Source organism: Pseudomonas sp. RA_15y_Pfl1_P11, assembly GCF_963970975.1.
In the GTDB taxonomy this organism is placed as follows: Bacteria; Pseudomonadota; Gammaproteobacteria; order Pseudomonadales; family Pseudomonadaceae; genus Aquipseudomonas; species Aquipseudomonas tritici.
In genome coordinates this window covers 1-18,585 of the sequence record NZ_CAXAOY010000035.1, presented here as the reverse complement: position 1 = coordinate 18,585, position 18,585 = coordinate 1, and the positions used below count along the sequence as shown (strand labels likewise).

Below are 18,585 nucleotides of genomic sequence, written 5' to 3'. Positions count from 1 at the left end.
GTTGGAAGGAATAAACAATCGAATAAAGGTCATCAAACGAATGGCGTACGGTTACCGGGACAGCGAGTTCTTCTTCATGAAGATCAAGAGTGTCTTTCCCGGCAATCCGTGAAGAACCAAAAAAAAGGCCCACTATTTTCATAGTGGGCCTTTCTTATGGCGGCTTAGGTATCTACACACTGTTGTAGTGAGCGGGCTTGTCGAATCGTTGCAGCGCCCGTTAACTAGACCAACTGCGTTCAGTCGTCCATATCCCGACCGCTCAACAAGCGACTGATCATCTCCATCGAAAACCCGCGATAACTCAGGAAGCGTCCCTGCTTCGCACGCTCTCTGGCATCGATCGGAAGATGGCCAGAAAACTTACGCCGCCAGGTGTCTTCCAGCTGCGCCTGCCAGCTGATACCGCACTCACGCAGGGCAAGATCGATATCCGCACGCTGCAAGCCACGTTGGCTCAGTTCTTCGCGAATACGCGCAGGACCATAGCCGGAGCGGGCTCGATAGGAGACAAAGCTTTCGAGGTAACGGGCTTCCGAAAGCAGTCCCTCTTCCGTCAAACGGTCGAGGGCAGTTTCGATCATCTCGGGTTCCCCGCCGCGCTGACGCAATTTACGCGTCAGCTCGACTCGACCATGCTCGCGTCGAGCGAGCAGGTCCATCGCGGTGCGCCGAACGGCGACGAGTGTATCCAGTACAACTGTCATCGTTTGCTTCAGATATCAGTGTCGGCTTCTTCCACTTCTTCAGCCGGCTCACGGTTGGCGGCAGCTTTCACGTCTGGCGCAGGGGTCAGCAGCTTGTCGCGGATCTGCTTCTCAAGCGTGGCCGCGATGTCCGGGTTGTCTGCCAGGAACTTGGCCGAGTTGGCCTTGCCTTGACCGATCTTGCTGCCATTGTAGGCATACCAGGCACCGGATTTTTCGACGAAACCGTGCAGCACGCCTAGGTCGATCATTTCGCCGTTCAGGTAGATACCCTTGCCGTAGAGAATCTGGAATTCGGCCTGACGGAAAGGCGGGGCCACCTTGTTCTTCACGACTTTAACGCGGGTTTCGCTACCCACAACCTCGTCACCTTCTTTCACCGCGCCGGTACGGCGGATATCAAGACGGACCGAAGCGTAGAACTTCAACGCGTTACCACCGGTGGTGGTTTCCGGGCTGCCGAACATCACGCCGATCTTCATACGGATCTGGTTGATGAAGATCACCAGGCAGTTGGCGTTCTTGATGTTACCGGTGATTTTACGCAGCGCCTGGGACATCAGACGGGCCTGCAGGCCCACGTGCATATCGCCCATTTCGCCTTCGATTTCAGCCTTGGGAACCAGGGCAGCCACGGAGTCGACCACGATCACGTCAATGGCGTTGGAGCGCACCAGCATGTCAGTGATTTCCAGGGCTTGCTCACCTGTGTCCGGCTGAGAAACCAGAAGGTCGTCCACGTTGACGCCCAGTTTGCCGGCGTATTCAGGGTCCAGTGCGTGCTCGGCGTCGACAAACGCACAGGTGGCGCCCATTTTCTGCGCCTGGGCAATCACTGACAGAGTCAGGGTAGTTTTACCGGAAGATTCAGGACCGTAGATTTCAACGATACGGCCTTTTGGCAGGCCGCCAATGCCGAGCGCAATGTCCAGACCCAGAGAGCCAGTGGAAATAGCCGGGATCGCCTGACGGTCGTGATCGCCCATACGCATTACGGCACCCTTGCCGAATTGACGTTCGATCTGACCCAGGGCCGCAGCCAAGGCTTTCTTCTTGTTGTCGTCCATTAAAGTCCTCACGTAATCAATAAGGCCGGGGCGGCCAACACCTGTATAAGTAGACAGTATTGTTCCACAAAGATCGGAGATCGCCTACCCCTGATTTTCTATTTCTGCTGCAGCTCGTCGCAACAAACCCTCTAGCGCGGCTTTTACCGTTTGTCGGCGGACCTCGTCGCGGTTGCCGGTAAAGTGTTCGAGTTCGGCCGTGACGTCCTCACCCACGCCAAAGGCCAGCCAGACGGTGCCCACCGGTTTGTCCGGCGAACCGCCATCCGGCCCCGCCACACCGCTGACCGCGACAGCAAATCGCGCCAGGCTCTTTTCCTGCGCGCCACGCACCATTGCTTCCACCACTTCCTGGCTGACGGCGCCAACTTTTGGAAACAACGTTTCCGGCACATTCAATTGCCGCGTCTTCTGCCGATTGGAATAAGTGACATAACCCGCCTCGAACCAGGCCGAACTCCCCGGAATACGCGTGATAGCTTCCGCGATACCGCCGCCGGTGCAGGACTCGGCAGCGGTGATATGGGCGTTCAGCACCTGTAGACGGCGACCCAGTTCAGCAGCCAGTTGAGTGATTTCATTCACGGTCGTCTCCAGACGTAGGCGGGGGTTTGCTTACCCTACAGGAGCCAATCGCACGCGCAAGTGACGAACTGTCTCAAGAAGCTAGCGGGCGACGGCGCGCACGTACGCCTGACAGGCGCGCAAGGCGATCAGGGCGTTATCACCATCGTCGGTGATGCCGATAATTCGCTGAGCATGCGCCGGGTCAAGTCGGGCTCGCGGGGTTGCATGAACCAGGCTGCCGGTGGCGGTGGCGGCTGGCACTGCACCGCCACTGACGGGTTCGGCGGCGTCGAGAAGGACTGACAACCGCACATCAGCAGTGGCCAGGCGGTCGCGCAGAGCAGCTCGGTTACGTTGCGCATCGCTTAACTCCCGAGCATGGTGTTGGTCACTGGCTCTGAGCTGTTGCTCCAAGGCCAGCCGTTTGTCCTGTTCAGCCTGTTGTTGATGCAAAGCCGCCAGCCTTTGCTGGCTGAGTGCCTGTGCATGGGCAGAAGCCTGGCGCTCAAGCTGCGCACCCAACCGCCAGGCCTGTACCTGCCAAGTCGCCGCCACCAACAGGCAAACGCCAATCAAGCGGCAGGCCACTAGGAAACGCATAACACCGCCTTCGCGCGCGCCCATAGCCGCAATCGATCCTCCAGCCCATTCAGCCCACCATTGATGCGCCGCGTAATGGTGGTGAACTGGTCCTCGTCGGCCAGCTCATTCAGGCCATTGCTCTGCCAGAACCAGGCGGCCGACTCAGCCGCCCACTGCGGTTGCTCCAACAACATGGGATCTCTTAACAGACGATCATCACCAAACAACGCCTGACTGCAGGCCAGGTAATTGCGCCGACCGGTGATTTGGATCAGCCCCCTGCCCCGGTACAACTGACCATCGCCATCCGCTTCGGGGCGATTGCCCAGGCGCGCGGCCAGGCTGCCGGTGTCGTATTTGCTCAGATAGTGATCGCTGCCCAGTTCACGGACGTAACGCAGCTCGCCGGATTCGTGACCGATCTGGGCGAGGAAGGCGGCGATGCGCTTCGCACGGTTAATCTCGAAGCGAACGAAAGCCGCATTCAAGGGCGTTAAAAAAAGGCCCGCTCTAAGGCGGGCATCCGGCATAACGCCAAGCAGCTGAGGGAGTGTTATCACCATTGGTTTTACTCTCGAAAAGTATCTATATCGACAACCCACCCGCCTTGATCGAATTGCGGTATCCCGTCGCCGGATCGCCAACATGAACCACCTGCTTTATCGACCATCGTCCCTGCATATAGGACGGCCAGCTCTCATCCAGCACTAACAGCCCTTCCGCGGCCTACAATGGATTGCCCGGGCAATCGATCAGCAACTTCACATTTTCACGCCCCACACGGCGCAGTTCGCCTTCGGCAACGGCGCGGGCTTGGGCTTCGTTCTAGTAGCGTTGGCGCAAGGTTTTGAACGGGGCATTCCCCACCTGAACCACGCGCTGCTTAGCAGCGGAGGTATCCCACCAACTGGCGCGGCAGCCTTCGTATTTCGAGCGGGAGTTTTCGTCGAGCTTGGCGGTGATGAAGCTATGTTCACCGGGGCGGTTGTAATCGGTCACCGACAGCTTCACTTGCGGCAATAGCTGGCCGGAGAGCGACTTGACTCGGCCGGCTTCGGCCAACACATAGAGTTCGTTAAACGGTTTGGTGACCGCACTATAGAGTCGGGCAAGGCGCGAAATGAACGCCATGTCACTTTCGTTGGACTGTCGATGTGCGCGATCGCAATCCCCTCCAGCGCCGGCGCCACTCGCGGTGAATAGCCGTGACGACTGACCAGTTAGCGAAACAGCGCGCCCAGGGTGGTCGGACCGTAACTGGCGGATCGACGCTGGCGGTAACCCGTTGCATCGACCACGCTGAAGGGCGCTGCGGTGGCCATGATCATCAAGCTCATGGGAAACAGCACCGGGGTGCGTTGGGTGACGACAAACTCGCCCTTCTCCACCAACCCCGATTCCAGGTAACCGACACGCAAGCCGATCTTGCCGTTCAGCGTGGGCAGGCCGTCCAGCCCCTCGATATTGAGGGTCAGCTCCAGCCGGCCAGTCTCAAGGGCCACCCTGGCTGTGGCGAGTCTGAATCAGAAATGAAAAAGCCCAGCGCGACGGCTGGGCTCTATTACGCAAGGAGATAGAAGATCATGGAGTCCAGTAAGCAATCTTGCCGCCTGCACCAACAGCTACAAAATTGCCGTTGCCGTAGGCGACGCTCCGGATATCGGTTCCTGCGAAAGTGTTGGCTTGCTGAACCCAGCCGATCCCATCCTCGGAAACGGCTGTCTTGCCGCCGTCGCCGACAGCTACATACTTGCCATTACCGTAAGCAATGTCGCGGATGATGGTTCCACCGAAACTGGTATCTCCAACAGCAGTCCAGGTAAGCCCATCGGATGAATATGCCATCTTGCCATCCGCACCAACGATAAACATTTTCCCGTTGCAAAGCTTCATGGAAAGGATGGTGCTAGTGCCGAAGGTGCTGGTTCTGGTCGTGAATGATTGCAGATTTTCCGTCGCAATCTTCACAGCGCTAAGCAGCTTCCCATTCGATCCCGCAACCAACACAAAACTGCCAATGACGTTGACGCAGTACACAGTCTCGCTAGAGTTGAAGGTCGTAGTGCGCTCCACCTGGCCTGACCAATCGCCATAACGGGAAAAGACTTTACCATTAGACCCAACCAGTATCCAGGTCGTGTCAATGCCGTAAATTGGCTGATAATACACAACGCCTTGCAAGTCTCCGGACGCGCGAACAGTTGCCGTAATGTCTGTCCAAGCCCTTTCAGGGCGTGCTGTGCTGCCGTAGGCCACATTGCCGGATTGAGAAAGGGCTTGAAGCTGTGTCCCAAGACCGTTCCAGTACAGGTCGTTGAGGACCTTTCCGCTATCAGAGGTGACGACGCCCTTAAGCTTGGTCCACGCTGTACCAGTTGCGTTTCCGCTGACAAGCTGAGTGGTTGTGGGAAGACCGTTGCCACCAGCCGCATAAAACTTGCCTTCGGCAAAAACCACGCGCCTAAGCATGCCGGTGTTATCCACCGGTTGTACTTGAGTCCAAAGATCTTGCAAGGTTTGAGACGCCGAGTTTGCGTTTTCCATTTTAAACTCCGTTACTTAGCTGATTTAAGTTCAGGCCTCTGTATTGGGCGTATGGCGCTCATGGGCGATTGCTCGAGGCTCGTGGCCTTCACATGATTCAACGTCCCGCACCGGGAACACTTGATCTGGAGCTCTGTAAACCCACCCGTACGGGCGAGAAGTCTTTTGCAGTTACCGCATCTGAATTCGTTCAACATCTGCAAGTCCGTTTATTTATCTGCTAGGCTCCGTCCCGCTCGCGCGAGCAGTGAGGGCCTTGGCTGGCTTGGAAGCTACTGTTGCGATCTGGCAGTATCGAGACCAGGCCGAGGCTATCCCGTAGCAATGCATGGACTACTCCTGCAACGGGCGGTATTGATCCGGATCATCGATATTCGTGACTTCCCAGGTGCGGGCAAACAGCGGTTTGCCGGTGGGATCGTCGAGCAGTGACGGGCCGAGATAGAGGTTTTGGGTGAAGGAAACGGTCCAGGTGTCGTAGTCCGTTTCCGCACCGGTGAGTGCGGAAGGTGCCGCGACAATGGCGGAGGGCAGGTCGCACTGCTCGGTTGGCAGACCCCAGCGGTTACCCAAGGCAAGGTCCATCAATTGGCTGGCCAGGTCGCAGGCGTCAAACGGTGCCGACGCCCTGGCGACCATGGCCCTGAGCGAGATCGACAACGCATGCGCCTTGCGCCCTGCGAGGGAACGAACGCCCGGACCGTTGCGCTCTACGCTGATCAAAACGCCGGTGTTATCCGGCGTGCCGGAAAAGTCCTGGTGATTGCCTACTCGTAGTTGCGGGGACGCGCTCTTCAGTGCAATCCCAATTGCCATCGGCAGTTGGGAAGGTTTTTCGAGAAGAGTCATCTGCTTGCATCCTTGCAGCGGTTACTGCTGATCCGGACGAGAGTTCGGGGGCTCGTTGACCCCAATACGCTTGGCCGCCCAGCGTTCATAGAGGCCGATGGCCACGTCCGCGCCGGCCATGGCGGTCAGGCAACCAATGGCGCCAGCGGTCCAGATCGACATGCCGGCGGCGTAGCACAGCATCAATGCCGAGACCCCGCAGACCATGCACGCCCCGGACCGCAGCGCCAGGCGCCGGATCAGCGACCAACCGCGGGCGCCCTCCTTGTCGGCGCGCCACATTTCGCCGGACACCCCACCCACCAGGGCCAGTGCGATCACCAGCCAGATAGGCATTTCCGCTAACACTTGCTGCTCGTTTGTCATGTCACGCCTCCTGGCTGAGCCTGCCGGCAAAGGGCCGGTTTCTGGGTAAATCCATTTATAGGTAGGCATTCCAAAAAGCCCGGTTGCCCGGGCTTTTCAGTAATGCGGTCCCGCTTCGAACTGTCGGCGCTACTGGCGCGGTACGGTTCTTTCCTCAATTTTTTTCCGACCACGATCCCTGTCTGCCGGATAACTGCTTCTGGTGCTTTACGCTGCACACCCGGGTCAGTTGCCAACCCTCTGAACCGTTGAGGCCGGTTCATCGCTGCCTGTTCTTGTAATGCGGTGAAACTAAAGAGCGTCGGCATCCTTGCCGGTGTTACCTGGCGTCCCTGCCATCGCTCAGATGGCATCCTTGCCGATGTTGCGTGCCGTCCTTGTCTTCCTTGGCAGCATCCTTGCCGCCTCCACCAGGCCTTGTTGGCTGGCTTGAGATGGAGAATATGCATGTATGCATATACAGTCAATGCACAAATGCATTTATTTTTAGCATGAAAATGCATTAATGCATTTTCAGCCTTGCACACCGAGGGTTTGGGGATTTTCTACGGGCGAAAAAAAACCCGCGCATTGGCGGGCTTCGTCTTACGTGAGGAGGTTAACGGGCGTACATGCCCCACCAGAATACATGGCCGAGAATGCTGATCTGCTCATCTTGGATATCCTGAAAACTGTAGTCCTCATCCGGATGCTCATCACGGTTGAAACTGCGCAGGCGAATCCCGGAAGGCAGGCGATAGAGCTGTTTCACGCGCAGTTGGCCATTGTGATTGATGGCATACAAGTCGCCATCGATGATGTCACCAATGCCACTCTTGCCCGCATTCACCCCAACCGTCGCGCCATCACGCAACACCGGCAACATGCTGTTGCCGCGCACCGTCACACACTTGGCCTGGTCGAACTGGACACCGTTATGCCGCAGGCTGCGCTTACCGAATCGCAGGCTGGCCTTCTCACTTTCCTCGATGACGAATCTTCCTGATCCAGCAGCCAATTCAACCTCGCGCAGAAAGGGGATCGACACCTCGTCATCATTAACGGGCGTGTCGTCGTCCCACAGGCTTATGTCCTTGAGTTCCGAATGCATCGGGTCGCGCCCGTCATCGCGCAAAGCCCCCACCGCCGCGCGGCCGCGCAGTTGGTCGGTGCTCACGCGGAAGTACTCGGCGATGCGCGAGATGTGCTTGTCCGACGGATCAACGATCTTGCCGCTGAGGATCCGGGACAACGTGGATTGAGGCACGCCGGTACGCCGGTGAAGCTCCGTGGGGGAGATCCGGTCGCGGTCCAGCAGCTCGCGTAAGACGATAGAAACGTTGCGTTTTTGCATAACGGGGATAGTGACGGGAGTTTTTGGGGCTGGCAAATGCTAATTTGCATTCTTATGCATAAATCATGCATTTACCAGTCCGACCTACCTATCTTGATGTGGACTGCGAACCCCCGACCTCGCGTGTTAACCTTGCGCCCATTGCAAAATCAGCTGGGCCGAGCGCCCCACCTTTGCCCTATCACTTTCAACGAATTTGCCTATTACCTAATGAGTAAAAACACCTCCGATCTGTCCTCCCACACCCCCATGATGCAGCAGTACTGGCGCCTGAAAAACCAGCACCCTGATCAGTTGATGTTCTATCGCATGGGCGACTTCTACGAGATCTTCTACGAAGACGCGAAAAAGGCCGCCAAATTGCTGGACATCACCCTGACCGCGCGCGGGCAGTCGGCGGGGCAGTCGATTCCAATGTGTGGGATTCCTTACCATTCGTTGGAAGGCTACCTGGTCAAGCTGGTGAAACTGGGCGAGTCGGTGGTGATCTGTGAGCAGATCGGCGATCCGGCGACCAGTAAAGGGCCAGTTGAGCGTCAGGTGGTGCGCATTATTACGCCGGGGACGGTGAGCGATGAAGCGCTGCTGGATGAGCGTCGCGATAACCTGATCGCCGCGGTGCTGGGTGATGAGCGTCTGTTCGGGCTTTCGGTGCTGGATATCACCAGTGGCAACTTCACTGTGCTGGAGATCAAGGGCTGGGAGAATCTGCTGGCGGAGTTGGAGCGCATCAATCCGGTGGAGTTGTTGATTCCGGATGATTGGCCGAAGGACCTGCCAGCGGAAAAACGTCGTGGGACCAAACGTCGTGCCCCGTGGGATTTTGAGCGTGACTCGGCGTTGAAAAGTCTGTGCCAGCAATTCTCGGTGCAGGACCTCAAAGGCTTCGGCTGCGAAACCCTGACCCTGGCCATTGGTGCCGCCGGTTGCTTGCTTGGCTATGCCAAGGAAACCCAGCGCACGGCCCTGCCGCATTTGCGTAGCCTGCGCCATGAGCGTCTGGACGACACCGTTGTGCTCGATGGTGCGAGCCGTCGCAACCTGGAGTTGGACACCAACCTGGCCGGCGGGCGCGATAACACCCTGCAATCGGTGGTTGACCGTTGCCAGACCGCCATGGGCAGCCGTTTGCTGACCCGTTGGCTGAACCGTCCGTTGCGGGATTTGAGCGTGCTGCAAGCGCGTCAGTCGTCTATTACCTGCCTGCTGGACGGCTATCGCTTTGAAAAGCTGCAGCCGCAGTTGAAGGAAATCGGCGATATAGAGCGCATTCTGGCGCGGATCGGCCTGCGCAACGCGCGCCCGCGTGACTTGGCGCGTCTGCGCGATGCCCTCGGCGCCTTGCCGCAACTGCAAGTAGCGATGACTGAACTGGATACGCCGCACCTGCAACAGCTTGCGGTAACCGCTGGCACCTACCCGGAACTGGCGACGCTGTTGGAAAAAGCCATCATCGACAACCCGCCCGCGATCATCCGCGACGGTGGCGTATTGAAGACCGGTTACGACAGCGAGCTGGATGAACTGCAATCCCTGAGCGAAAACGCCGGGCAGTTCCTGATTGACCTGGAAGCCCGCGAAAAAGCCCGCACCGGCCTGGCCAACCTGAAAGTCGGCTATAACCGCGTGCATGGCTACTTTATTGAGTTGCCCAGCAAGCAGGCCGAGTCGGCACCTATCGACTATCAACGTCGCCAGACCCTCAAGGGTGCTGAGCGTTTTATCACGCCGGAGCTGAAAGAATTCGAAGACAAGGCGCTGTCGGCCAAGAGCCGCGCCTTGGCTCGGGAAAAAATGCTCTACGAAGCGTTGCTGGAAGACTTGATCAGCCAACTGGCGCCGCTGCAGGACACCGCCGCCGCCCTGGCCGAACTGGACGTGCTGAGCAACCTGGCCGAACGTGCGCTGAACCTTGACCTGAACTGCCCGCGTTTTGTCAGCGAGCCGTGCATGCGTATCGTGCAAGGTCGCCACCCTGTTGTAGAGCAGGTGCTGACCACCCCCTTCGTCGCCAACGACCTGTCGCTGGACGACGACACCCGCATGCTGGTCATCACCGGTCCGAACATGGGCGGTAAATCCACCTATATGCGTCAGACCGCCTTGATTGTGTTGCTCGCACATATCGGCAGTTTTGTCCCGGCCGCGAGTTGCGAGCTGTCACTGGTTGATCGCATTTTCACCCGGATCGGTTCCAGCGATGACCTGGCCGGTGGCCGTTCGACCTTTATGGTGGAAATGAGCGAAACCGCCAATATTTTGCACAACGCCACCGAACGCAGCCTGGTATTGATGGACGAAGTGGGACGCGGTACCAGCACCTTCGACGGCCTGTCCCTGGCCTGGGCGGCGGCCGAGCGCCTAGCGCATTTGCGCGCCTACACGCTGTTCGCCACCCACTATTTCGAACTGACCGTTCTACCGGAAAGCGAACCACTGGTGGCCAACGTGCACTTGAACGCCACCGAGCACAACGAGCGCATCGTGTTCCTGCACCATGTGTTGCCGGGGCCTGCCAGCCAGAGTTACGGCTTGGCCGTGGCACAACTGGCCGGTGTGCCGAACGATGTGATCACCCGCGCTCGCGAACACCTCAGCCGGCTGGAAACCACGGCGCTGCCCCATGAAACCGTGGTCGCCAGCGCTGCCAAAACCTCCAACAAGCCGGCCGCGCCGCACCAGAGCGATATGTTCGCGAGCCTGCCCCATCCGGTACTGGATGAGCTGGCAAAGCTTGACCTGGACGACTTGACGCCGCGAAAAGCGTTGGAATTGCTCTATGCACTGAAGACACGGGTCTAACGCAGACGCTTGCAAGCTGATATTATCTCGCGCGGTTTGGGATGCTGCGGGCGTTTAGCCTGGCCTGCAGATTATCGCTCCCAAACCTCGCGAACCCCGCCATAAGGGGTTTCGCTGCCGCCGCCTGAGGAGAAAATTAGAAATGACCTTCGTCGTCACCGACAACTGCATCAAGTGCAAGTACACCGACTGCGTAGAAGTGTGTCCGGTGGACTGCTTCTACGAAGGCCCGAATTTCCTGGTTATCCACCCGGATGAGTGCATCGATTGCGCCCTGTGTGAGCCTGAATGCCCGGCCGTCGCTATTTTCTCCGAGGATGAAGTCCCGGCAGAGATGCAGCAATTTATTCAGTTGAACGTCGAGCTGGCGGAAATCTGGCCGAACATCACTGAGCGCAAGGACCCGATGCCGGACGCAGCGGAGTGGGATGGCAAAAAAGGTAAGATTGCAGAGCTCGAACGCTAATAGCGTCGCCCCCCTAAAAGGCCCCTTGCGGGCCTTTTTGCGTTTCTGGATGGCGGGTTTCACTTTTCTACAGACAAAAAAAAGGGGCGGTATGACCCGCCCACATTTTTTCCCTAGTCCCTTTATTCCTTTTCATCATCCTGATGAGTCGCATCCTGCGACGTTCCTTCAACCATCGTTCCTTGATGGCTGTGCCAATCCGTGGACACAGGGCTGATGTTAGAGAGTTCCAAAGAAAGTTCAACGGCATCTAACCCATTGGCTGGCAGGCTCTCGCGGGCACCATGAAATAATTAATTGTTATATTTCAATCAGATAGAGAAAGCTCTCGAAGAACTGGGCCGCACAAGACGGGTAAAAAAACCAATCGCTTACGAAAAAGTAAGTAAATGCTTACACGACCAATTGCGTAAATGCGTAACCGCCACCGCTTGACCGCCCTCCAGACATGAGAAAGCCCCGACAGGGTCGAGGCCTTTTCCCTGCATCACCCTCAGTCGTCGCTGACGGTAATAGTCGGCATGGCCGGTGCTGCTGCTTCCTGCAGGACGATTCGCGCGCCGACGTGACGTGCGAGTTCCTGATAGATCATGGCGACCGGGCTATCCGGTTCGGCTACTACGGTGGGCTTGCCGCCGTCCGCCTGCTCACGGATCAGCATTGACAGCGGCAACGAGGCCAACAGCTCCACACCGTATTGAGTCGCCAGTTTCTCGCCACCGCCCTCACCAAACAGATGCTCGGCGTGGCCGCAGTTGGAGCAGATATGCACCGCCATGTTCTCAACCACGCCCAGCACCGGGATATTGACCTTGCGGAACATCTCCACGCCTTTTTTCGCGTCGAGCAGCGCTAGGTCCTGGGGGGTGGTGACAATCACCGCGCCGGCCACCGGGACTTTCTGCGCCAGGGTTAGCTGGATATCGCCGGTGCCTGGCGGCATGTCGATCACCAGGTAATCCAGATCACCCCAAGCGGTCTGGGTGACCAGTTGCAGCAACGCGCCGGAAACCATCGGCCCGCGCCAGACCATCGGCGTGTTGTCATCGGTGAGGAAAGCCATGGACATCACTTCCACGCCCAAGGATTCGATAGGCACGAACCACTTCTGGTCCTTGACCTTCGGCCGAGTGCCTTCGGTAATGCCGAACATCACACCTTGGCTCGGGCCATAGATATCGGCGTCGAGAATGCCCACGCGCGCACCTTCACGAGCCAGGGCCAGCGCCAGGTTGGCCGCCGTAGTGGACTTACCCACGCCGCCCTTGCCGGACGCCACGGCGACAACGTTCTTGACGTTGGCCAGGCCCGGAATCTGCGCCTGGGCCTTGTGCGCGGCGATCACGCATTGAATGTCGACCTTGGCCGACCGTACGCCGTCCAGGCCTTCGATGGCCATTTGCAGCATCTGCGCCCAACCGCTCTTGAAAAGGCCTGCGGCATAGCCCAATTCCAACTGGACCGACACCTGGTCGCCGCGGACTTCGACGGCGCGCACACAGCCGGAGCTGACCGGGTCCTGGTTCAAATAGGGGTCGGTGTACTGGCGAAGAACGGCTTCCACCGCTGCGCGATTGACGGCGCTCATGGGCTACTCCCGAAAAAAGACTGACTGAAACAGGCGGCTATCCTAACCGTTCCAGCCGCCCAACGGCATGCTTTCGCAGGTTCGGAAGATTCTGAAACGGCGCCACGGGGTGAAATATATTTCCCGGCGCTTTATAGTGGCCGACCTCCGTTTCATCAAGTAGCCGAGCCCCATGTCCGAGCCACGCAAGATTCTCGTCACCAGCGCCCTGCCCTATGCCAATGGTTCGATCCATCTTGGCCATATGCTTGAGTACATCCAGACCGATATGTGGGTGCGCTTCCAGAAGCATCGCGGCAACCAATGCATTTATGTCTGCGCGGACGACGCCCACGGCTCGGCCATCATGTTGCGCGCCGAAAAGGAAGGCATCACCCCGGAACAACTGATCGCCAACGTGCAGGCTGAACACAGCGCCGACTTTGCCGAGTTCCTGGTGGATTTCGACAACTTCCACTCAACCCACTCCGACGAAAACCGCGAGCTGTCGAGCCAGATCTACCTGCGCTTGAAAGACGCCGGACACATTGCCCAGCGTTCGATCACGCAGTATTTCGATCCGGAAAAGAAAATGTTCCTGGCCGACCGCTTCATCAAGGGCACCTGCCCGAAATGCGGCACCGAAGACCAGTACGGTGACAACTGCGAAAAATGCGGTGCTACTTATGCACCGACTGACTTGAAGGATCCGAAGTCGGCGATCTCCGGCGCCACGCCGGTGCTCAAGGATTCCCAGCACTTCTTCTTCAAGCTCCCGGATTTCCAGCAGATGCTGCAAACCTGGACGCGCAGCGGCACGCTGCAGGACGCCGTCGCCAACAAGATCGCCGAATGGCTGGATGCCGGCTTGCAGCAGTGGGACATCTCCCGCGACGCGCCGTACTTCGGCTTCGAGATCCCGGGCGAGCCGGGCAAGTACTTCTATGTGTGGCTGGACGCGCCGATCGGCTACATGGCCAGCTTCAAGAACCTGTGTGATCGCACGCCTGAGCTGGACTTCGATGCCTTCTGGGCCAAGGATTCCACCGCCGAGCTGTACCACTTCATCGGCAAGGATATCGTCAACTTCCACGCCCTGTTCTGGCCGGCGATGCTTGAAGGTTCGGGCTACCGCAAGCCAACCGGCATCGCGGTGCACGGCTACCTGACGGTCAATGGCCAGAAGATGTCCAAGTCCCGTGGCACCTTTATCAAGGCGCGCACCTACCTGGACCACCTGTCGCCGGAATACCTGCGCTACTACTACGCCTCCAAGCTGGGCCGTGGCGTCGATGACCTCGACCTGAACCTGGAAGACTTCGTACAGAAGGTCAACTCGGACCTGGTCGGCAAGGTCGTCAACATCGCCAGCCGTTGCGCCGGTTTTATCCACAAGGGTAACGCCGGTGTACTGGTGGCCGAGAACGCCGCGCCGGAACTGACGGAAGCGTTCCTGGCCGCTGCGCCAAGCATCGCCGACGCCTATGAAGCCCGCGACTTTGCCCGCGCGATGCGCGAGATCATGGGCCTGGCCGACCGCGCCAACGCGTGGATCGCCGACAAGGCGCCGTGGTCGCTGAACAAGCAGGAAGGCAAACAGGCAGAAGTCCAGGCGATCTGCGCCACGGGCATCAACCTGTTCCGCCAACTGGTGATTTTCCTCAAGCCGGTGCTGCCATTGTTGGCCGCGGATGCCGAGGCGTTCCTCAATGTGGCGCCGCTGACCTGGAACGATCACGCCACCTTGCTCAGCAACCATCAGTTGAACGAGTTCAAGCCGCTGATGACCCGTATCGACCCGGTTAAAGTCCAGGCCATGACCGACGCTTCGAAAGAAGACCTGGTCGCCAGCCAGACCGACACCGGCTCGGCTGCGCCAGCCGGCAACGGTGAGCTGGCCAAAGACCCGATCTCGCCGGAAATCGACTTTGATGCCTTCGCTGCCGTGGACCTGCGTGTCGCGCTGATCGTCAAGGCTGAAGCCGTGGAAGGCGCCGACAAGCTGCTGCGCCTCACACTGGACATCGGTGACGAGCAACGCAACGTGTTCTCCGGGATCAAGAGCGCTTATCCAGACCCGTCCAAGCTCGACGGTCGCCTGACCATGATGATCGCCAACCTCAAGCCACGGAAAATGAAGTTCGGTATTTCCGAAGGCATGGTCATGGCGGCCGGCCCTGGCGGCGAAGAGATCTACCTGCTGAGCCCTGACAGCGGCGCCAAGCCGGGTCAACGGATCAAGTAAGCCTATGGGCCTGCTGCAAGCGAATTAGGTCTACTGTAGGAGCCCGGCTTGCCGGGCGCCTACAAATCCACAACGCACCCGTTCGCTCAATGGCATGCCAATGATCACCCCATGAATCTGATTAAACGTATCGACGCGCTGCTGCCGCAAACCCAGTGCGGCAAATGCGGGCATCCCGGCTGCACACCTTACGCCGAGGGTATTGCTCAAGGCGAGGCGATTAACAAGTGCCCGCCTGGCGGACAGGAGACCATTGCTGGCCTTGCGCAACTACTGCGTGTGCCCGTGCTGGAACTGGATACGAGCCGTGGGGAAGCTGCGGCCCAGATCGCCTATATTCGCGAGGCCGAGTGCATCGGCTGTACCAAATGCATCCAAGCCTGCCCGGTGGATGCCATTGTTGGCGCTGCCAAGCTCATGCACACCGTGCTCATCGACGAGTGCACCGGTTGCGACCTCTGCGTTGCACCATGCCCTGTAGACTGCATTGAAATGCGCCCGACAGCCACCGTATTGCCAATTGTCGGCGGCCTGGCCGCCAATGATCAGCAACGCCATGAACGAGGGCTCAAGCGCGATCGCGCAAGGCGGCGTTATGAACAACGCAATGCGCGGCTGCAGCGGGAAGAATCGCAAAAACTCGCCGAACGCCTGGCTCGGGTCAAACGCCCAGTACCGGCTTTACCTGTAGAGGTCGGTACCGCGCAGGATGCGGCGATCAAAAAAGCTAAAATCACGGTCGCAATGAGTCGCGCCCAACTGCATAAATCCTTGAAGGCTTTCGGTCACCCGCCAACCTATGAACAACAGTCGCAGTTGATCGTCCTGCAGCAGCAGTACGAAGCGGCAGAACAAGCGCTGGCGACCTTGGAACCGGGCACCGCATCGAAGGCCGTCGGTACGACCATGAATATCGCCGACCTGAAACGCGCCAAAATCCAGCCGGCGATGCGCCGTGCGGCATTGAAGAAAGCCAAGGACCTGAACGCCGACTCGCAGCAAATGGCCGAGGCACAACACAACCTCGATGAGGCGCAGCGCCAAGTGGATGCCCATGGCAAGATCTGATCCGCAAAAACCTGCTGTGTGTATTGCTACAATCCCGCCGACCGACTCCTAGGAACGCCCCACCCCATGAACGCCGCAAAACGCCTGGAAATTTTCCGCAGGCTTCACGAAGACAATCCGGAACCCAAGACCGAACTGGCTTACACCACGCCGTTCGAGTTGCTGATTGCGGTGATCCTGTCGGCACAATCCACCGACGTCGGCGTCAACAAGGCCACGGCGAAGCTGTATCCCGTGGCGAACACGCCGGAAGCGATGTATGCCCTGGGTGTGGACGGGTTATCGGAGTACATCAAGACCATTGGCCTGTACAACAGCAAAGCCAAGAACGTTATCGAGACATGCCGCCTGCTGGTCGAGCGGCATGGCAGCCAAGTGCCGCAAACCCGTGAGGAACTGGAAGCCCTGCCGGGCGTTGGCCGTAAGACCGCTAACGTGGTGCTCAACACCGCATTCCGGCAACTGGCCATGGCCGTGGACACCCACATATTCCGGGTCAGCAACCGCACCGGTATAGCCCGCGGGAAGAACGTGGTGGAGGTGGAAAAGCAGCTGATGAAGTTCGTGCCCAAGCCCTATCTGCTGGACTCCCACCACTGGCTGATCCTTCACGGGCGCTATGTTTGTCAGGCTCGCAAGCCACGCTGCGGCAGCTGTCGCATCGAAGACTTGTGCGAATACAAGGAAAAGACGTCCGACGATTGAGGGATCATTGCTTTTCTCAATCAGTCGATTGAAAAAATCTTTTTTACCGGATCATGGATTATCGTTATAAGGGGCGCCAACGGCAGTCTTAGCCCGGAGTGAACCTTATGAGCACTGGCAAAGAACAACTGGAAGTGGAAGACGACCTCGTTGAATCGGATGACGATGTGGTCGAGGCACCAGTGGTAGAGGTCGCCAAGACCAATTTGAGCAAACGCCGCACCATCGACAACCTTCTGGAAGAACGACGCTTGCAAAAACAGCTGGCCGATTACGACTTCGATCTCTAATCGAGCGGTCGACGGCCGGAAGCCTCCCTCACGGAGGCTTTTTTCTGCCGTTTATCCAAGCAATACGTGGTGCACTGCCCTCTTCTATACCAAGCCGTTGCGCTGGGCCAGTTCAATCAGGTCTACGAGGGAGCGTGCGTTCAGCTTGAGCAGCAAACGTGTCTTGTAGGTGCTGACGGTCTTGTTGCTGAGGAACATACCGTCGGCGATCTCCTTGTTGGTTCGACCCCTGGCCAACTGCTGCAATACCATCATTTCCCGTCCCGACAGGCGCTCGACCATATCAGCCTCACTGGCATTACCCATGGTGGAGCGTACCGAGTTGAGCGCCTGATTCGGGAAGTAGCTGTAGCCCGACAAGACCGCCTTGATCGCACTCAGCAGCTCGGTCAGGTCCTGTTGCTTGCACACGTAGCCGGCAGCCCCCGCCTGCATGCAGCGCATGGAGAAATGGCCAGGGGCCTGGGACGTAAGCACCAACACCTTGAACGGCGCGGGTTGTTTGGTAGAGGAAAGCCGGCAAATAACTTCCAGGCCATCAAGTTTGGGGATCCCAATATCCAGTATGACAATGTCCGGCATATGCTCTCGCGCAAGTTGCAACGCATCGACACCGTTATCGGTCTCGGCAACGACCTCATAACCATGACGTTCCATTAGCATACGCACAGCAAGACGAATGACGGGATGATCATCCACGATCAGCACTTTATTCATGAGAAAGTCCAATTTCGCTGTTCGAATTATTTAGAGCAAGCACAATAGCCTAGTCGTTTACTAGTTGGCATAGCATTCCCCCCCAAGCATTAGCAAGCAGAGACCCAACCCACAGCGATAAAGGAATTGCCCTACAAAAAAACGCCGTCTCAGATGTATCCAGTTTTATGGATCCTTTCAGAACTTTCCGGGGACTTACATACTTTGAGCGAAATATCCATGGCGTATGGGGGACAGGGTAAACGCGCCACACGCAACTCTCAGGAAATGCCCCTTGCCTCTGGCCCGCCGCCGAGAAAACCGGCAAGAAAAAACGGGTCGATTTAGTTCCATTCAACATATCCACTTACTTCCATATTTCCTACAGACCATTCTGCGTTTTATATATTCACGGCACTTACATGAGTGAATTTTCTGTAAGACCAGTTCCTACGCAGATGTAAAAAATTCATTCCCCCTACAAACTTTCAACGACAGTTCATTCAAGACCATCACTTGTGAGAGACCTCGGCAAAAAAACATCAACACATGTTTAAGCGCTATAAACACTCCAAGAGCCGACAAAACCCTAGGCAAAAAAAATGGTTCTTCACGGAATCACGGGAAAGACAGAAACAAGAACGCCGATTTGATGGATGATGTTCGTGCGAGCAAACACATCTAAAAAACCGGCGTTCTTATGCGTGATATTAATACTTTTCTTCCCTTTT

The 18,585-nt window shown here is 57.7% G+C and carries 19 protein-coding genes and 1 pseudogene; 7 read left to right on the top strand and 13 right to left on the bottom strand.

Translation table 11 applies throughout. The features are described from left to right. On the top strand, window positions 1-112 hold a 112-nt coding region (locus AACY44_RS27175), incomplete at its 5' end, for a transposase (RefSeq protein WP_036984840.1). Between the two features lie 127 nt (window positions 113-239). Here AACY44_RS27175 and recX read toward each other — a convergent pair. The 11 genes and pseudogenes from recX to AACY44_RS27120 all read right to left on the bottom strand — a co-directional run bounded on the left by recX (window position 240) and on the right by AACY44_RS27120 (window position 8,015). Then, the gene (gene recX, locus AACY44_RS27170; RefSeq protein WP_339418233.1) at window positions 240-707 is read right to left on the bottom strand and encodes a recombination regulator RecX; all 468 of its coding nucleotides are present in this window, start codon (window positions 705-707) and stop codon (window positions 240-242) included. Between the two features lie 8 nt (window positions 708-715). Continuing rightward, on the bottom strand, window positions 716-1,774 hold the full coding sequence (gene recA, locus AACY44_RS27165) for a recombinase RecA (RefSeq protein ID WP_339531486.1): 1,059 nt from the start codon (window positions 1,772-1,774) through the stop codon (window positions 716-718). Window positions 1,775-1,858: 84 nt separating this feature from the next. Continuing rightward, complete coding sequence (locus tag AACY44_RS27160) at window positions 1,859-2,359, bottom strand: CinA family protein (RefSeq protein WP_339418236.1); 501 nt, start codon at window positions 2,357-2,359, stop codon at window positions 1,859-1,861. Window positions 2,360-2,440: 81 nt separating this feature from the next. Then, window positions 2,441-2,941, bottom strand: a complete 501-nt coding sequence (locus tag AACY44_RS27155; RefSeq protein ID WP_339493529.1) for a lysis system i-spanin subunit Rz — start codon at window positions 2,939-2,941, stop codon at window positions 2,441-2,443. Beyond that, window positions 2,929-3,486: a glycoside hydrolase family 19 protein gene (locus AACY44_RS27150; RefSeq protein ID WP_339455575.1), complete on the bottom strand. Its 558-nt coding sequence runs from the start codon at window positions 3,484-3,486 to the stop codon at window positions 2,929-2,931. The genes AACY44_RS27155 and AACY44_RS27150 overlap by 13 nt, the downstream gene beginning before the upstream one ends. A 22-nt stretch (window positions 3,487-3,508) precedes the next feature. Further along, window positions 3,509-4,425, bottom strand: a pseudogene (locus AACY44_RS27145) (phage late control D family protein). Window positions 4,426-4,504: 79 nt separating this feature from the next. Then, window positions 4,505-5,467 (bottom strand): hypothetical protein, encoded by a 963-nt coding sequence (locus AACY44_RS27140; protein ID WP_339531484.1) that lies wholly within the window; start codon window positions 5,465-5,467, stop codon window positions 4,505-4,507. A gap of 11 nt (window positions 5,468-5,478) precedes the next feature. Continuing rightward, window positions 5,479-5,664 (bottom strand): zinc finger domain-containing protein, encoded by a 186-nt coding sequence (locus AACY44_RS27135; RefSeq protein WP_083207058.1) that lies wholly within the window; start codon window positions 5,662-5,664, stop codon window positions 5,479-5,481. Between the two features lie 136 nt (window positions 5,665-5,800). Further along, entirely contained in the window at window positions 5,801-6,316 is a 516-nt protein-coding gene (locus AACY44_RS27130) for a hypothetical protein (protein ID WP_339493526.1), read from the bottom strand. A 21-nt stretch (window positions 6,317-6,337) separates the two neighbouring features. Further along, entirely contained in the window at window positions 6,338-6,682 is a 345-nt protein-coding gene (locus tag AACY44_RS27125) for a phage holin family protein (protein WP_339418273.1), read from the bottom strand. A 598-nt stretch (window positions 6,683-7,280) separates the two neighbouring features. Further along, window positions 7,281-8,015, bottom strand: a complete 735-nt coding sequence (locus AACY44_RS27120; protein WP_339418274.1) for a LexA family transcriptional regulator — start codon at window positions 8,013-8,015, stop codon at window positions 7,281-7,283. A 210-nt stretch (window positions 8,016-8,225) separates the two neighbouring features. On the opposite strand from AACY44_RS27120, the gene mutS reads away from it, so the two are divergent. After that, window positions 8,226-10,817: a DNA mismatch repair protein MutS gene (gene mutS / locus AACY44_RS27115; RefSeq protein WP_339418276.1), complete on the top strand. Its 2,592-nt coding sequence runs from the start codon at window positions 8,226-8,228 to the stop codon at window positions 10,815-10,817. A 142-nt stretch (window positions 10,818-10,959) separates the two neighbouring features. Continuing rightward, window positions 10,960-11,283 (top strand): ferredoxin FdxA, encoded by a 324-nt coding sequence (gene fdxA / locus AACY44_RS27110; protein ID WP_065872510.1) that lies wholly within the window; start codon window positions 10,960-10,962, stop codon window positions 11,281-11,283. Between the two features lie 493 nt (window positions 11,284-11,776). On the opposite strand, the gene apbC is transcribed toward fdxA, so the two are convergent. After that, on the bottom strand, window positions 11,777-12,871 hold the full coding sequence (gene apbC / locus AACY44_RS27105) for an iron-sulfur cluster carrier protein ApbC (RefSeq protein WP_339418279.1): 1,095 nt from the start codon (window positions 12,869-12,871) through the stop codon (window positions 11,777-11,779). A 172-nt stretch (window positions 12,872-13,043) separates the two neighbouring features. Between apbC and metG the strand changes: the two genes are divergently transcribed. The 4 genes from metG to AACY44_RS27085 all read left to right on the top strand — a co-directional run bounded on the left by metG (window position 13,044) and on the right by AACY44_RS27085 (window position 17,158). Then, window positions 13,044-15,095 carry a methionine--tRNA ligase gene (gene metG / locus AACY44_RS27100; protein ID WP_049709745.1) on the top strand — a complete coding sequence of 684 codons (2,052 nt, stop codon included), beginning with the start codon at window positions 13,044-13,046 and terminating at the stop codon, window positions 15,093-15,095. A 111-nt stretch (window positions 15,096-15,206) separates the two neighbouring features. After that, window positions 15,207-16,163, top strand: coding sequence for an electron transport complex subunit RsxB (rsxB, locus tag AACY44_RS27095; RefSeq protein WP_339531481.1), 957 nt, complete (start codon window positions 15,207-15,209; stop codon window positions 16,161-16,163). A 66-nt stretch (window positions 16,164-16,229) separates the two neighbouring features. After that, window positions 16,230-16,868, top strand: a complete 639-nt coding sequence (gene nth, locus AACY44_RS27090) for an endonuclease III (RefSeq protein ID WP_339455564.1) — start codon at window positions 16,230-16,232, stop codon at window positions 16,866-16,868. A gap of 107 nt (window positions 16,869-16,975) precedes the next feature. Next, window positions 16,976-17,158 (top strand): PA3496 family putative envelope integrity protein, encoded by a 183-nt coding sequence (locus tag AACY44_RS27085; protein WP_076951412.1) that lies wholly within the window; start codon window positions 16,976-16,978, stop codon window positions 17,156-17,158. 84 nt (window positions 17,159-17,242) lie between these two features. Here the strand turns inward: AACY44_RS27085 and AACY44_RS27080 are convergent, their stop codons facing one another. Next, complete coding sequence (locus AACY44_RS27080) at window positions 17,243-17,875, bottom strand: response regulator transcription factor (protein WP_010212736.1); 633 nt, start codon at window positions 17,873-17,875, stop codon at window positions 17,243-17,245. Between the last annotated feature and the right edge of the window lie 710 nt (window positions 17,876-18,585).